This window comes from Flavobacterium sp. UBA4854 (assembly GCF_002399805.1).
Taxonomy (GTDB): domain Bacteria; phylum Bacteroidota; class Bacteroidia; order Flavobacteriales; family Flavobacteriaceae; genus Flavobacterium; species Flavobacterium ginsengisoli.
This window is the reverse complement of record NZ_DHEI01000088.1, coordinates 13411-29141: the sequence shown is the minus strand read 5'-3', so window position 1 is coordinate 29141 and position 15731 is coordinate 13411. Positions and strand designations below refer to the sequence as shown.

19 protein-coding genes are annotated in these 15731 nt (G+C 32.1%); 9 read left to right on the top strand and 10 right to left on the bottom strand.

Annotation, left to right across the window (positions count from 1 at the left end):
• Positions 1–747 (top strand): LETM1-related biofilm-associated protein (locus tag B3J44_RS13240; protein ID WP_286968847.1); only part of this gene is annotated, 747 nt, incomplete at its 5' end.
• A 37-nt stretch (positions 748–784) separates the two neighbouring features.
• Here B3J44_RS13240 and can read toward each other — a convergent pair.
• The 4 genes from can to B3J44_RS13220 form a co-directional block, all read right to left on the bottom strand.
• Complete coding sequence (gene can, locus B3J44_RS13235) at positions 785–1420, bottom strand: carbonate dehydratase (RefSeq protein ID WP_198856483.1); 636 nt, start codon at positions 1418–1420, stop codon at positions 785–787.
• Between the two features lie 114 nt (positions 1421–1534).
• Positions 1535–3181: a SulP family inorganic anion transporter gene (locus B3J44_RS13230; RefSeq protein ID WP_286968846.1), complete on the bottom strand. Its 1647-nt coding sequence runs from the start codon at positions 3179–3181 to the stop codon at positions 1535–1537.
• An 83-nt stretch (positions 3182–3264) separates the two neighbouring features.
• On the bottom strand, positions 3265–3546 hold the full coding sequence (locus tag B3J44_RS13225) for a hypothetical protein (RefSeq protein ID WP_233074096.1): 282 nt from the start codon (positions 3544–3546) through the stop codon (positions 3265–3267).
• A gap of 122 nt (positions 3547–3668) precedes the next feature.
• A complete protein-coding gene (locus B3J44_RS13220) occupies positions 3669–4148 on the bottom strand; it encodes a Dps family protein (protein WP_111379024.1) in 480 nt (159 codons plus the stop codon).
• Between the two features lie 107 nt (positions 4149–4255).
• On the opposite strand from B3J44_RS13220, the gene B3J44_RS13215 reads away from it, so the two are divergent.
• Positions 4256–5203: a LysR substrate-binding domain-containing protein gene (locus B3J44_RS13215; protein ID WP_198856487.1), complete on the top strand. Its 948-nt coding sequence runs from the start codon at positions 4256–4258 to the stop codon at positions 5201–5203.
• Between the two features lie 28 nt (positions 5204–5231).
• Here the strand turns inward: B3J44_RS13215 and B3J44_RS13210 are convergent, their stop codons facing one another.
• Together B3J44_RS13210 and mnmD are read right to left on the bottom strand one after the other, a co-directional pair.
• Positions 5232–5429 carry a hypothetical protein gene (locus tag B3J44_RS13210; RefSeq protein ID WP_202003427.1) on the bottom strand — a complete coding sequence of 66 codons (198 nt, stop codon included), beginning with the start codon at positions 5427–5429 and terminating at the stop codon, positions 5232–5234.
• A gap of 166 nt (positions 5430–5595) precedes the next feature.
• On the bottom strand, positions 5596–6258 hold the full coding sequence (gene mnmD, locus B3J44_RS13205; RefSeq protein ID WP_286968845.1) for a tRNA (5-methylaminomethyl-2-thiouridine)(34)-methyltransferase MnmD: 663 nt from the start codon (positions 6256–6258) through the stop codon (positions 5596–5598).
• Between the two features lie 310 nt (positions 6259–6568).
• Here mnmD and B3J44_RS13200 point away from each other — a divergent pair, with 310 nt between their 5' ends.
• Entirely contained in the window at positions 6569–7639 is a 1071-nt protein-coding gene (locus B3J44_RS13200; protein WP_286968844.1) for a branched-chain amino acid aminotransferase, read from the top strand.
• 54 nt (positions 7640–7693) lie between these two features.
• Here the strand turns inward: B3J44_RS13200 and B3J44_RS13195 are convergent, their stop codons facing one another.
• From B3J44_RS13195 to B3J44_RS13185, 3 genes are all read right to left on the bottom strand, one after another.
• Entirely contained in the window at positions 7694–8059 is a 366-nt protein-coding gene (locus B3J44_RS13195) for an Imm8 family immunity protein (RefSeq protein WP_286968842.1), read from the bottom strand.
• A gap of 3 nt (positions 8060–8062) precedes the next feature.
• Positions 8063–8440 (bottom strand): hypothetical protein, encoded by a 378-nt coding sequence (locus B3J44_RS13190; protein ID WP_286968841.1) that lies wholly within the window; start codon positions 8438–8440, stop codon positions 8063–8065.
• Positions 8441–8691: 251 nt separating this feature from the next.
• Entirely contained in the window at positions 8692–9072 is a 381-nt protein-coding gene (locus B3J44_RS13185) for a nucleoside triphosphate pyrophosphohydrolase family protein (RefSeq protein ID WP_286968840.1), read from the bottom strand.
• 417 nt (positions 9073–9489) lie between these two features.
• Here B3J44_RS13185 and B3J44_RS13175 point away from each other — a divergent pair, with 417 nt between their 5' ends.
• The 4 genes from B3J44_RS13175 to B3J44_RS13160 all read left to right on the top strand — a co-directional run bounded on the left by B3J44_RS13175 (position 9490) and on the right by B3J44_RS13160 (position 12241).
• Positions 9490–10677 (top strand): SRPBCC family protein, encoded by a 1188-nt coding sequence (locus B3J44_RS13175; protein WP_286968839.1) that lies wholly within the window; start codon positions 9490–9492, stop codon positions 10675–10677.
• Positions 10678–10755: 78 nt separating this feature from the next.
• Complete coding sequence (locus B3J44_RS13170) at positions 10756–11298, top strand: RNA polymerase sigma factor (RefSeq protein ID WP_198856492.1); 543 nt, start codon at positions 10756–10758, stop codon at positions 11296–11298.
• 33 nt (positions 11299–11331) lie between these two features.
• Positions 11332–11751, top strand: coding sequence for a hypothetical protein (locus tag B3J44_RS13165; protein ID WP_278020852.1), 420 nt, complete (start codon positions 11332–11334; stop codon positions 11749–11751).
• Between the two features lie 31 nt (positions 11752–11782).
• Positions 11783–12241, top strand: coding sequence for a sensor of ECF-type sigma factor (locus B3J44_RS13160; RefSeq protein WP_286968838.1), 459 nt, complete (start codon positions 11783–11785; stop codon positions 12239–12241).
• Positions 12242–12312: 71 nt separating this feature from the next.
• On the opposite strand, the gene B3J44_RS13155 is transcribed toward B3J44_RS13160, so the two are convergent.
• Positions 12313–13374: a WD40/YVTN/BNR-like repeat-containing protein gene (locus B3J44_RS13155; RefSeq protein ID WP_198856495.1), complete on the bottom strand. Its 1062-nt coding sequence runs from the start codon at positions 13372–13374 to the stop codon at positions 12313–12315.
• 250 nt (positions 13375–13624) lie between these two features.
• On the opposite strand from B3J44_RS13155, the gene B3J44_RS13150 reads away from it, so the two are divergent.
• On the top strand, positions 13625–14917 hold the full coding sequence (locus B3J44_RS13150; protein WP_286968835.1) for a hypothetical protein: 1293 nt from the start codon (positions 13625–13627) through the stop codon (positions 14915–14917).
• Positions 14918–15048: 131 nt separating this feature from the next.
• Positions 15049–15731 (top strand): KUP/HAK/KT family potassium transporter (locus B3J44_RS13145; RefSeq protein ID WP_286968834.1); only part of this gene is annotated, 683 nt, incomplete at its 3' end.

Sequence of the window (15731 nt, the reverse complement as noted above, 5' to 3'; positions counted from 1 at the left end):
GTTTTGGCTTTCAGACAATATTTGGAGCATGGAGAAATTCCTGAAAAATATTTAAAAAGAATCGAGGAAACGGTTCTTGGAATTGTCGGTTTGGCCTTAAAAACCAAAACAGTAAAATCTCAGCATGATGATTTATTGATCAAACTTTTTGAAGCTTCTATACGCTATTCCAAATTTTCGAAAGTTACGGTTGAGACTTTAGAAACTTTAAATCTTGACTATTTTAAAAATAGACTTGAACATTATTACCTAATAGATATGGCCGGAATGGCATTGTGGAGCGATGGCGTTGTAGAAAACGAAGAATCGTATTTCTTATATGCTTTAGGTTCTACAATGGGAGTTTCAGACGATTTTATAACCAAAAGTATGGATACGACCAATACTTTTATTACAACACATAAAAAGAAGATTCCATACTTTAATTATTCGAATCCTGTTAAGCATTTCTATGATCAAATGACGCATAGTGTTGTTAAACTGATCATTAGAAATAAAAACAGGTTAATTAAAGAAATTGTTCAGAGTAAAGAGTTGATGGTTCTTCTTGCCTATTCTACAACAAGAGATTTGGATGCAAAAGAAAAGAAAAAAGTCAAAAAACAGCTTTTGGACATTTGCAAAACTATTCCATCTTTGACCATATTTTTACTTCCAGGAGGAAGTTTATTGTTGCCAATACTAATCAAGTTTATTCCAACAATGCTTCCATCGGCATTTAATGAGAATTTAGACGAAAACGAATAAAAAAATCGCCCTCTAAGAGGGCGATTTCTATTTCTTATTAAAAGTCTAGCTTATAAACACTATCAAGCTCTGCATTCGAACTGATTGTAACATTTAAATCTGTTACGAAACCAGAATTCAATCCATAAACCCAACCGTGAAGCATAAGGTCTTGACCGTTTTGCCAAGCATTTTGAACAATTGACGTTTTAGCTAAATTATAAACTTGCTCTTTAGCATTTATTTCTACAAAAGCATTGAATCGCTCTGTTTCGTCTTCGATCGAATTCAAGTATTTATCATGCAAACGGTACTCATCTTTAATGTGACGAATCCAGTTATCAATAATTCCAACAGATTGATGCCCCATTGCCGCTTTTACACCTCCGCAACCGTAATGGCCACAAACAATAATATGTTTTATTTTCAAAACATTTACTGCATAATCTAGTACACTTAGCATATTCATGTCAGAGTGAACAACCATATTTGCAATGTTTCTGTGTACAAAAACTTCGCCTGGTTTTGCACCAACAATTTCGTTTGCAGGAACACGGCTGTCAGAACATCCAATCCATAATAGTGGCGGCTGTTGTCCTTTTGCCAAATCAGCAAAATAATTAGGGTCTTTTGCCAATGAAGTTTCAACCCACTTCTTATTATTTTCTAATAACTGCTCATAAAATTTTCTCATTTTTTTATTTTTTGTGTGGTAATTTCTAATTCTAGGAATGTCTCAAAAAAGAACTTAAATGTAAAGTTACCTAAAATTTGACATTTCTAAGGCTTTAAAAACACCATTTTTTAATTATTCTTCTCTAACAACTTCTTTTTTAACCAGTTCTCTTTTTGCTACATCATAATAGTGTTCTATTGTAACATGATTGTGATTTTCGGGTGTATTTTCTAATTCGTATGCTTCTTTAAATCCCTTAAGCTTTACTTTGATGTTTTCATCGATGGCTCTGGTTTCCTTAAATTCACGAATCAAATCTAAAACGTCATGAGCAATATACTCTGTATCATGAGCATTGATGATTACTTTAGAATTTTCTGGAATTTCTGCCAACGTTTGTTTGATTGCCGCTTTATTTAAAAACGAAACTTCTTGAGCTAAATCAATATGAATAAGGTCTCCATCTTCATATTCTTCTTTCTTGAAAACATAAGCTCTTTTCAAATTTCCTCTCAAAACAAAAATAATACTGATAACAATTCCCAACGCAACACCTTTTAGCAAATCTGTCGCAACAACAAAGACCAAAGTTGCAATGAAAGGTACAAACTGGTATTTCCCCTTTTCCCAGAAATGCATAAAGGTTGCTGGTTTTGCTAGTTTATATCCAACCAAAATCAAAACAGTCGCCAATGTTGCCAGTGGAATCTTGTTTAAAATTGCAGGTATAGACAATACACTTATTAATAAAAGCACACCATGAATAATGGCAGACATTTTAGATTTTGCTCCTGCATTATTATTTGCAGAAGATCTTACAACTACAGATGTCATTGGCAAACCTCCTAAAAGAGAGCTCACAATGTTACCAACTCCTTGTGCTCTAAGTTCAACATTAGTATTGGTATAACGTTTTTGAACGTCCATTCTATCAGAAGCCTCAATACATAAGAGCGTTTCAATAGAAGCGACAATGGCAATTGTAATAGCAACTACCCAAACTTGCGGATTTGTAATAGCGGTAAAGTCTGGGGTAATTATAATTGATTTAAAGTCTTCAAAAGATTTTGGAACTGGCAAAGAAACCAAATGTTCTTTTGCAATTGCCAAAGTGCTTCCTGTAGATACAAATATTTCGTTTAAAACAACTCCAGCAATTACAGCCACCAAAGCTCCTGGAACTAGTTTTATTCTTTTTAAGAAAGGAACTTTGTCCCAAGCTAATAAAATCACCAATGAAACCGCAGAAATCACTACAGCTCCTAAGTGAATATGATTTAAAACATCAAATAAAAATGAAAACGAATTGCTTCCATCATTTTGAACAAAAGCCTGATCTCCTTCGAAATCTGCATCATAACCAAAAGCGTGCGGTATTTGTTTTAAGATGATAATGATTCCGATACCCGCTAACATTCCTTCAATTACGTTTGTTGGAAAATAGTTTGATATACTTCCTGCCTTTAAAAATCCTAATGCTAATTGAATTAATCCAGCAATAAAAACAGACATTAAAAATACATCGAAAGCTCCTAAATCGGTAATTGCGGTTAAAATGATAGCTGTTAACCCAGCAGCTGGACCCGATACACTAATATGCGACTGGCTTAAATATCCTACAACGATACCACCCACAACACCAGCGATAATTCCAGAAAACAATGGTGCTCCAGAAGCCATTGCAATACCTAAACACAACGGAAGAGCCACCAAGAAAACCACTAAACCTGAAGCAAAATCAGATTTAAGGTTGGCAAAAAGATTGATTTTTTTTGTCATAATATAATACTAAAAAAATTATTCATTAAAGATTTACCCCATCTCGATAGAAATGCGGCTAAAGTTCGAAATAATCGGAAGTATTATGCTACGTTTGGTGGTGGAGCAAAAATGCTCGGAGAGATGTTGTCTAGTTTGACAATGTTTTCAGAAATGATTGTTTTTTTCTCGATGTAAACCGGAATCAAAACTTCATGCTCAAGAATAGTTGGATGAACTACATTTTTAAGTTCTTTATGCACTTCTTCTTCAGCAATACTAAAAGATATAGCCGTATTATTTCCTTTCTTAATCGCCTGAACAATTGTCGGGGTCGATAAGAAGGCAATAAATATGAATAATAATATGCGAGCTATAAATTTCATTGAAGCAAAAATAGCGTTAAACAAATAAAATCAAAGAGATTTTTATAGAAATTTAACATAAACAAAAAAGCAGAATGCAATTTTCATTCCATTCTGCTTCTATTTTACTAAAAACCAATATTTTACAATGATTCTTCTAACCAAGCATTCATCATCCAAATTGTTTTTTCTTGCTCTGCAATGAAGTCGCTCATCATAGAATTGGTACCTTCATCATTAATTTCGTCAGATTTGTTCAAGATTTCTCTTTCAATTTTTAATAAATCTGATAAAGAGTGAACAATAAGCTGAACCGCTTTTTCATCGTTAGAAATATTTTTTCCAACCGTCAATTTATTGTTTTTAATATAATCTTCAAAAGTATGCAGAGGCGTTCCTCCTATTGTCAAAACTCTTTCTGCGATCATATCTATTTTTAATTGTGCATCTGTATATAATTCTTCAAATTTCACATGTAAATCAAAGAAACGTTTTCCACGAATATTCCAGTGAATTCCTCTCAAGTTTTGATAATAGACTTGAAAATTTGACAATAATACATTCAATTCTTTTACTAATAATTCTGATTCTTTTACTGGTAACCCTAAAATATTTGTCTTCATAATCTTATTTTTTACACTAAATTACTACAAATTTAGAGTAACTTTACTAAAATAAACATAAATAAAAATTATATTTTCTTATTTTTGCATCACAAATTACTATCAACATGACTATAACTCAATTGCAATATGTGTTAGCGGTTGCTGAGCATAAAAATTTCACTCTTGCTGCTGAAAAATGCTTCGTAACACAGCCAACTTTAAGTATGCAAATACAAAAAATCGAAGAAGAACTTAATATTTTAATTTTCGATAGAAGTAAAAAACCGATCCAACTTACTGATATTGGACAAAAAATCGTAAATCAGGCAAAAAATATTGTAAACGAGGCTGATCGTATAAAAGATATAGTAGAACAACAGAAAGGTTTTATTGGCGGAGAATTTCGTTTAGGAATTATTCCAACGATTATGCCAACGTTGCTTCCTATGTTTTTGAATAACTTCATTAAAAAATATCCAAAAGTTAAACTCTTAATTGAAGAGTTGAATACCGAGGAAATTATTCTGAAACTAAAAAACGGACATTTGGATGCTGCAATTGCTGCAACACCGCTTGAAGACGAAAAAATTAAAGAAATTGTTTTGTATTTTGAACCTTTCGTAGCGTATATTCCTGAACATCATGCAAGTTTTCAGAAAGAAGAAATTGAAGTTTCCGATTTAAATCTGAATGAAATTCTGTTATTACAAGACGGACATTGTTTTAGAGATGGGATTTTAAATTTGTGCAAAAATGTCTCAGACGCCGATCAAACTAATTTCCAGATTCAAAGCGGAAGTTTTGAAACCTTAATTAAATTGGCAGACGAAGGCCTTGGTACAACGTTACTTCCGTACTTGCACACTTTAGACTTAAAAGAATCCGACAAACTGAAGCTCCGTAATTTTAAGGAGCCAAAACCTGCTCGAGAAGTAAGTTTAATTTACCCAAAGAGCGAATTAAAGATGCAAATCATTGATGCATTAAGATCTACAATTGCTGGCGTTGTAAAAGGCGCAATTGTTTTTCAGAATGTTCAAATCATTAGTCCGTTACAAAAGAAAGCGCAATAAAAAAGGAGCCAATTTGGCTCCTTTCTTTTTATACTTTAATTAGCTGTAGACTTGGCTTTAATTCTGGTTTTCCGACAACGAAATTAAGTAACCACTCTTGCAATTGTTCCATTTCGTAAGGTAACAGTGTTTTGATAGCTTTTTCTAACTCTTTGCAGAAAAGTATCGGATCGAAACTAACTCTCTCAAGTATTGATTTCGTGTAATCAAACATCATTTTTGACATAATAAAATAAGATTTTCGGGGGTTATCTATTTTTTTAAACTCGAGCCAAATTTAAACAATTAACTAACATAAATTCTACTTTTAACTTATTTTTTTAAAAACTTTAGCAACGAATACGTTTTCTTAAAACACATAAATCAATGTAGAATTATTCTAAATAACTCATTTAAACCTTTTTAAAAGCTCGAAACATTTCTCTTTTCCCCGGAGGCCCTGCTAATTTTTCTACAGTAAATCCAACTTCAATCATGCTTCTTTTAACAACTCCTCGAGCTGCGTATGTAACAAGAACTCCGTTTGGCTTTAAACTGTTGTACATTTTCTGAAAAATTTCGGTACTCCAAAGTTCCGGTTGCACTCGGTAACCAAAGGCGTCAAAATAAATCAAATCAAAAATTTCAAAATCGTTTATTTCGTGAAAAAATTGTTTTCTTTTGGTTAACGAGAACTGGTCGCAAATTTCTATTTTTTCATTCCATTGCGATTTATGCATTTTTTCAAAAATGTTATAAAATTCCGATGCATCCAATTCATCAGCATAATTCATTTCCAAAATCTCCTCTGCATCTACAGGATACACTTCTACTCCAACATAATCAATAGCCTGTTTTTTTCTAACAGATTCTAAAAAAGTAATAAAAGCATTTAACCCTGTACCAAAACCTATCTCTAATATACTTATAGGATTATCAAATAATGAGAGACCGTTTTTAATAAAAACGTGCTTTGCTTCCTGAATTGCGCCATGTTTAGAATGATAGCATTCATCCCACTCCGGTAAACGAATTGTAGTTGAGCCATCTAGCGTTTTAATTATTTCTCTTTTCACTTTTTTCAGAATTTTACAATGGCTTTTTATTGGTTTTCAAGCCATTTTAATAATCAAATTTAATCAAAACTAATGCGTAAAGCCTTAAAAAAACCATACTTTTTTCATAAAATCTTTATAAAAACCAATCAAATATTTGAGTTTATTATAGGATAAATAAATCTCAATCAAAACCATTAAATAATGAATTTTCGCTAAGCATTTTACAGATTTTTACGTAATTTTGCATTCAATAAATTCCATTTTACACGATATCATCACTTTAGTATTTCTGAGAGTGAAGAATATCTCACAAAAAACTTACATAACTATGAGTACAACTCAAACAAGCAAAATTGAAATCATTAAAGCTACTTCTACAAAAATCAACGAAGTAGATTTTGACAACTTAAGTTTTGGTGCTGTATTTACAGACCATTTATTCGAATGCGATTTTAAAAACGGACAATGGCAAAACCCTGTCATTAAGCCTTATGCTCCAATTTTAATGGATCCATCATCAAAAGTCTTCCATTATGGGCAAGCAATTTTTGAAGGAATGAAAGCTTATAAAGATGACAATAATGATGTTTGGTTGTTTAGACCAGATGAAAACTTCAATCGTTTCAATAAATCGGCTGTAAGAATGGCAATGCCAGAAGTTCCTGAAGCTATTTTTATGGATGGTTTAAATGAATTATTGAAATTAGATAAAGATTGGATTCAAAGAGGAAACGGAGCTAGTATGTACATTCGTCCATTTATGATTGCTACAGGTCCTGGAGTTATCGCAAATCCTTCTGACGAATATAAATTTATGATTTTACTTTCTCCTGCAAAAGCATATTATGGAGGAGAAGTAAAAGTTATCATTGCTGAGCATTTCAGTAGAGCTGCAAATGGTGGAATCGGTGCTGCAAAAGCTGCCGGAAACTATGCAGCTCAGTTTTACCCAACTAACTTGGCAAACAAAGATGGTTTCCAACAAGTTATCTGGACAGATGATGCAACACACACAAAACTAGAAGAAGCTGGAACAATGAACGTTTTCTTCAGAATTAACGATACTTTATTAACTGCTCCAACAAGCGAAAGAATTTTAGATGGTGTTACCAGAAAAAGTTTAATTGCAATGGCAGAAAAAGAAGGATTAAAAGTTGAAGTTCGTCCAGTAATTGTTTCTGAATTGGTTGAAGCTGCTAAAAACGGTTCTTTAAAAGAAATCTTCGGTGCAGGAACTGCTGCAGTTATTAGCGTTATCAAAGGATTCTCTTATAAAGACGAATACTTCGAAATGGCTCCAATCGAGAATTCATACGCATCTTTCTTAAAAGAAAAATTAACAAGTCTTCAAAACAAACTTTCTGAAGATACTTACGGATGGACGGTTAAAGTTCAATAATCCATAATTAGTTTTAAAATATAAACCCGACAGATTTTAAAAAATTTGTCGGGTTTATTTTTCTTTATAATTATCATATTCCCAATCAAAATATTTTTTAAGTTTCTCTACGCACAAAGACCAGCTATCATCCTGGCATGATGCAATTATTTCTTCTAAAGAATTCCAAATGTGATCGAAGTTGTATCTTTCAACTATTAGCAATGGGCGACGTGTAGCTATTATTCCCTTTTCTCTAAGCAAAAGCTGAAATCCTTGAGGAGTAACCAAAGTGAATGTAAACCCATCACTCCCTTTTTTATTTTTTATACCAATTTCTAAATTAATTAGCTCTGAAATAACTTCCTCATTTTCTGGCTGCCATTTACGTAAATTTATAAAATCACCTACACAAGCTGAATAAAGTGCTAATTTTATCATTTATTATATATTTTCATTTAGATATTGCAACGGAATTGGAGAATAAACTAGAGTATCACCGTCCTCATCCCTTTTCAATATAACACAAAATGCAACTCCATTTGTATGATCTCCTTTAGGTATAGGAAAAACCATTGGAAGACAACGTAGATTTTCATCCCCATGAAATTCTTTTTTAAAATGGTTTTTAGCCTTCGCAACAGTTTTATCTATCGAAGAAAAAGTTTCCGATAAATCTCCTGCAATATGGTGGTTATACTCTTCATTCTGATAATATTTTTCCTTTAATTTTTCCTTATATTCATCTACAGTCAAAAAACAAAATTCCCAATCCAAAGGAAAAAGACCATAACCAAGGTTATATATGTATAATTTACTCATCGAATCAATTTTAACAAAAAGCTATTTTTTTATAGGCTAAAAAAAACATTTAATCCTTTTTAATTTGCATAACTAAAATCTTTAAAAAAGAGATTAATCCTACAAATATATAACTTAAATAACAAACTACTTCGAGTAATATCAATTTTGTACTTAATACAGAATCACTATTATAAAATTCTATATCATTAAAATAAAAAGCCCTTAATAAATTACATTATTAAGGGGGCTTATTTTTACAAAACACTAAATTACAACAATTTAGAAAAGTCAGGTTTAAAATAATTAGGACCTTTCATTACTTTTCCATCTTCACGGTAAATTGGCTGGCCATCTTCTCCTAATTTACTCATATTACTGCGCTGAATTTCATCAAAAACTGCTTCAATTTTATCTTGAAGTCCGTGTTCTATAATTGTGCCGCACAAAATATACATCATATCTCCAAGAGCGTCTGCAATTTCAACTAAATCATTATTCTGAACCGCTTCATAATATTCCTCGTTTTCTTCTTTCATTAAATTATAACGAAGTAATTTCTTCTCTGCTCCTACATCAGCCTTTGGCGTTGTGCTGTGGCCAATTCTAAAAGCGGTGTGAAATTCTGTTACGGCGTCAAGTTGTTTTTTCATATAGTAGTTTTCTTTTTTTTGGCTAATTTAAGTCACTTTCTTATAAATCTGAAAATTTATTGAATGAAATGAAAAGGCAATTTAGCAGCAAATCGTTTACAAATCTCTAAATTTGCTAAAAATTTTTATAACTATGTTCAGTCAAGGTCAAATACTATTTGGAGTATGTTTTTTTATCGCTTTTGTAATCATCATGATATTTGCTTATCGAAAAGATTTGAAATTACATAAAGTCTTTTATAAAGGGAATTACAAAGTACTCCTAGCCTTTCTGCTTTTTATTGTCCTTTTGTTCGTAATTAAAATATTTTTAAAAAGATAAATTATTCTGGTTACCATAAAATAAACCTAATCATTATGGGTTATTAGTAAGACTCATGATAAATTTATAACTTTACCGAAACCAAACAATCTACCATGAAAATTCTAAAGTATTTATTTCTTTTTGCACTTTTAAGCTTTGTTGCTCTTACTGTTTTTGTTGCTACTCAGAAAGGAGATTTTTCTGTAGAAAGAAGTAAAGTTATCAATTCGCCTCGTGCAACGGTTTATAACTACTTAAACGACTTTAGAAATTACGAAGATTTTGAATCATGGTCGGTTGAAGATCCTTCTATCAAAATGACTTATGCTAATAAAACAAGCGGAAATGGCGCTACATTTTATTGGGATGGTACTGATGGAAAAGGAAATTCTATTATTCTTAAAACAAAAGACGGCGAAAGCATTGACCAAAAAATGCAATTTGACGGTACTGAAGCCGATGTAAATTGGACTTTAAAAGATACTTTGAACGGAAAAACAAAAGTTACTTGGAAAGGAAAAGGAACAATGAGCTTTTTGTTTAAAATATATACCGCTTTACATGGAGGTTCAGATAGAGTTATTGGAACTATCTACGAAAAAAGCTTAGCCAATATTGATAAAAACCTAGACTACGAAACCAAAACTTTTGCCGTTACAGTAGACGGAGTGGTAAAGAAAACCGAAACTCCTTATATCAAGCAGACTTTTACTAGCGAAATTTCTAAAATAAGTAAAAATGCTAGAATTGTAATTCCGAAGCTTATTCACTTTAGTGAAACAAATGGTTTGTCTGAGGCAGGAAAACCTTTTATCATTTATCATACTTACGATACTAAAACTGGTTTGGCAAAGATTTCAATCTGTTTGCCTATTAACAAAGAAATTTCAACAAGTTCAGGAAGCGATATTTTAGCTGGAAAATTAAATGGTTTCGACGCTGTAAAAACAACTCTTACTGGAGATTACTCTCATAGAAATGAAGCAATAGCTAAAACAACTGCCTACATTAACAACCAAAAAATTATTCCAGATTTAAGCTGGTCGCATCTTGAAATATTGACTCTAAGCAAATTGGATGTAAAAGCTTCATCCAAATTGGTAACTGAGATTTATTTCCCTATAAAACCTAAAGTAGTTCCTGTTACTGCTGAGCCTGTTTACGCTCCAGAAAACACTACCGAAACTCCAAGCGAGCCACGCACAGAACAACCACGTACAGAGCCTGTAAAACGCAAACCTGCTGCGCCAGCACCAGCTCCTACGCAAACACCTACACAAGAAGAAGACTCAGAATTTTAAATAATTTCTAAGGTACATTAAACCTTTTCCTTTAAATTCTGTCTAACTTCTATTAAAAAAGTTTACAAAACAAAAAGTTTGATAGACGAGAAAGAATTTATAAAAGAATTATTAAACCCTGAAACGCAAAATATTGCGTTTCAAAAACTCTTGTCTGATTATCAGAAACCTTTGTATTCTCATATTCGAAACATTGTTTTGAATCATGACGATGCTGATGATGTTTTACAGAATACTTTTGTAAAAGTCTTTCAAAATCTTAAAAACTTTAAAGGAGAAAGCAAACTTTTTTCTTGGATGTATCGCATTGCTACCAACGAAGCTTTGACTTTTTTATCGCAAAAAGCGAAATTAAGCGGCATTTCGTCTGAAGATCTGCAAAACAAAACGATTGATAATTTAAAAGCCGATCTGTATTTTGATGGAGATGAAATTCAAATCAAACTTCAAAAAGCAATTGTAACACTTCCGGAAAAACAACAATTAGTTTTCAAAATGAAATATTTTGAAGAATTGAAATATGAAGAAATCGCAGATATTTTAGGAACATCTGTTGGAGCTTTAAAAGCATCTTATCATCACGCAGTAAAAAAAATTGAATTATATGTTACATCAAATTAAACCTTTTGTAACTAAAACTATCTTATAAGTATTATGAAAACATTTAAATTAGAAAACGAACCCAAAATAAAATCTGGCTTTAAAGCTCCGGACAATTATTTTGATGATTTTTCAGAGAAGGTTTTACAACAATTAAACGAAAAAGAAGTTAAGGTAATTCCTTTTTACAAACGCAAAAAAACAATTTCTCTGGCTGCTGCTGCAGTAATTGCTTTTGCATTACTAATACCAATTGCAAACAATTATAAAGCTAGCGTAAACGATCTTGACGAAGCTACTTTAGAAAACTATTTATCTTATCACTCCAATATAAGCCAATACGATTTAATTCAAACATTAGACGACAGTGACATAGAAAAATTAGGTAACAATGTTACTCTAGAAGACGAAACACTAGAAGATATCTTAGCTGCAAGTCCAAACATAGAACACTTAATTTCAGAACAAAATTAAATCAAACTTAACTCAACAACTTAACTTAGCAATGAAAATAAAAAACATTTTACCGCTACTGCTATTTCTGACAAGTATTTCATTTTTTGCACAAAATGGAAAAATTGATGAAAAGCGAGAAAAAATCAAAGCTTTTAAAGTGTCATTTTTAACAACAGAATTAGAATTAACTTCAACCGAAGCCGAAAAATTCTGGCCAATTTATAATGCTTATGATGACAAGCAATATGAATTAAAGTATCTGAAAATGAAAACTTATATTAAACAGCTTAAAGATGAGAATCTAAAAAATCTTTCAGATAAAGAAGCAGCGACATTATTATCTCAAATAGAGAGTACCGATAAAGAAATATATCAGCTTCGAGACAAATATATGAGCAACCTTAAAAAAGTACTCCCAGCAAAGAAAATATTATTGCTTAAAAAATCAGAAGACGATTTTAATAGAAAGTTACTGCAACAATACCGAGACAAAGGCAATAAAGATTAAACTTAACGATACAACAGCGATAAGAACCCTATATAATAATACTTACTTTATTATTTAGGGTTCTTATTTTTTTATTTAAAATTAAGTCGAACCACTTTATTATGTCCTGCTGCGATTGCAGTGTTCCTATTCACAAAACGAATGGTAAAAAATCCTTTATCTGTAGAAAGCTGCATCCAGTTTTCTCCTCCATTTTGAGAATATTGTATTCCTTCAGAGCCTACACAAACAATTTCTTTTCCATTACCTCCTGGAACATATTGCACACATGATGCATAGCCAAATCCCATATTCTGACCAATTAATTGCCAAGTCTTGCCACCATCTTTTGTAAAAGCTTTATTATTGGCTTTATTATTAGGAAGATCGTAATCTCCTCCTGCAACGAAACCTTGTTTAGAATCATAAAAATCGGCAGTAAAAATTCCTGTCATTTGTTTTCCCTGCACAATTGGCGTTTCTACAACTTTCCATGTTTTTGCTTTGTCGGGAGAATAAAAAACACGTGCTTTTTTTCCACCTGAAACTAACCATGTATCATTTCCTTTTATAACGATGTTAGTGTTACTTGCCGCAAAAGCAGCTTCTCCAGTACTATTTGTTGGTAATTTATCAGACAATAATTTTGTCCAGGTTTCTCCACCGTCACGTGTAACTATAATCGAAAAAGTATCCTCTGTCGGATCGCCAATTGCAATTCCTTCCTTATCATTCCAAAACTGCATGCTATCATAAAATACTTTCGGATTAACTTCTTTATAAACCAATTTAACTTTGCGGTCTTTCTTTGAAACAGAATAAAGAAGTGCTGGATTTGCCACACTCAGCAAAAAAATATCTTTTGAAGTTTGCGCTATGCTTCTAAATTCTAATTTAAGCGTATCACGGTAAATATGCTCTTCAAATTTTTCTTTTTTATCCAAATCATAATAACCAAAACGAGAATTATCAGCCCCGTACCAAACTTTATTTTTATCAATTAGAATTGCTCTAATACTAATTCTGTCTTTAAATAATGTATCTATTGTCATTGAAGTAAAGCCATTATTGTAAACAACGTCAGTTTTATAATTAAATGTCCTAAAAGACATCAATAAAATAAAAATAACACAAAATAAAGAGAGTTTTTTCATAGGAAACTTAAAATTTGGTTAACGCTAAAATACAATTAATTCCAACATAGAAAATTAATTTTCTCATTTTTTTTGATAAGAATATTTGTTATTTCATTTACAGATCTTTATTCAAAAAAGACTCAAAGTCATTTCAACAAAAACACAAACAACTATTAATCAATGTTTTAATAGCAATATTTTAACGCATAAATTTTATGGCACAGTAATTGAATATCTCATAACACAAATAATTTAATACAAATTAGCCATGAAAGCGAATTTACTTTTAATAGCGATATCAGCCTTAGTTTTTGGTTCTTGTGCTGCACAAGGTCAAACTACTGTTTATGCAAAAAACTCAGATATAAGCGATAACTTAGATTTAAGAGCTGTTGCTTCGATGTTTGGAGAATCAGCTAACCTTCAAGATTTTGAAAGACGTTTAAATGACCCTAAATATCAAATATCAAACTTAGACCTTAATGGCGATAACGAAGTAGATTATCTTCGTGTTATTGAGAGCGTTGAAAACAGAACACACGTTGTAATTATTCAAGCTGTTTTAGATCGCGATGTTTATCAAGACATTGCAACTATTGATGTTGAGAGAGACAATTACAACAAAGTAAGCGTTCAGGTTGTAGGTAACACCTATTTATACGGAGCAAATTACATTTATGAGCCTGTTTATAGTGTGGTTCCTGTTATCTATTCTTCTTTCTGGGTGACAAATTACAGACCATACTGCTCAACTTGGTATTGGGGTTATTACCCAACCTATTATAGAGCATGGAATCCGTATCCAGTTTACAGATATAGAAATAATGTAAATGTCTATATTAACGTAAACAACCATTACAACTATGTAAATGTTAGAAGAAGCTATTCAGCTCCTGCGATTTATGAAACAAGACGTAGTTATGGTTACGAAAGAATGCGTCCGAACTATAGCTTTGCAGAAAGACATGCTAACACAACCAACAGATATGATTTAGATCAAAGACGTGTTGTGAGCAGAGAAACTAACAGAAATACATATAATACAAACAGAAATTATACGGGTAGAACTTCTGATAACGGAATCTCTAACAGAACATATGCTGATAATAAAAACACAACAAGCAGACCTACTGTAGACAGAAGCAACAATAGCTACGGTAATAGCAATACTAATAGAGGTTACAACTCTACTGGCAGAAGTTCTGAAAGTGTAAACGTTGAAAGAAACACAACAGGCCGCGGTTATTCTAATAACGCAAATAATACTCCAAGAGTAGAAAGCAGTCCAAGAGTTCAGAATACGCAAAGAGCAGATTACGGAAGCACCAATTCTTCTAATACATCAAGAGGATATTCTAATCGAGAAGCATCTGCTCCAAGAGTAGAAAGAAGCTCAAGAAGTTATTCTGAAAACCAATCTGGCAATTCAAATAGAGACTATTCTGCCAGAACACAACAAAGTCAGCGTTCAGAGTCTCAAAGAATAAGCCAAGAATCTAGAGGCGGACAAAGCCAAAGAGAAAGCGGTTCTAGTTCTAGAGGAAATGGAAGAAGAGGTTAATTTTAGAATAAATAATATTTAAAAAGAGAAGCACAATTTTACGATTGTGCTTTTTTTTATCTTTTTAATTTTAAATGCCTCTAATTTGTTTTAAAACAGTAAATTTGCAACCGTCTTTTTATAAAATTAACATGAGCGCATCGCATAAAAACTTACATAGTAAGTTGTCTATTGGGGGTTTATTAATTACTTTAGGGATTATATATGGAGATATTGGAACCTCTCCATTGTATGTAATGAAGGCTATATTAGGCGATCACACGATAAATGCTGATATTGTTTTAGGAGGTATCTCTTGTGTGTTCTGGACCTTAACATTACAAACTACAATTAAATATGTACTTATTACTTTAAGTGCAGACAACCACGGTGAAGGAGGAATTTTTGCATTATATGCATTAGTCAAAAAAACAAAAATTCAATGGCTCATAGTACCCGCCATTATTGGAGGAAGCGCCCTGCTTGCTGACGGAATTATAACTCCGCCTATTTCAATTTCATCTGCTGTAGAAGGAATTAGAGCATTCTACCCAACGATGGAAACACAAACCATTGTATATATTGTAATTACAATTCTATTCGTTTTATTCACCATTCAGCAGTTCGGAACTAAATTAGTTGGTAAATTCTTTGCCCCAATGATGTTGATCTGGTTTGCCATGTTAGGAACCTTAGGAGCAATTCAGGTATCGAATTATCCAGAAGTAATTAAAGCGATTAATCCATACTACGCTTATCATTTACTATCGATACACCCTGATGGTTTCTTCGTTTTAGGTTTCGTATTCTTATGTACAACTGGAGCAGAAGCATT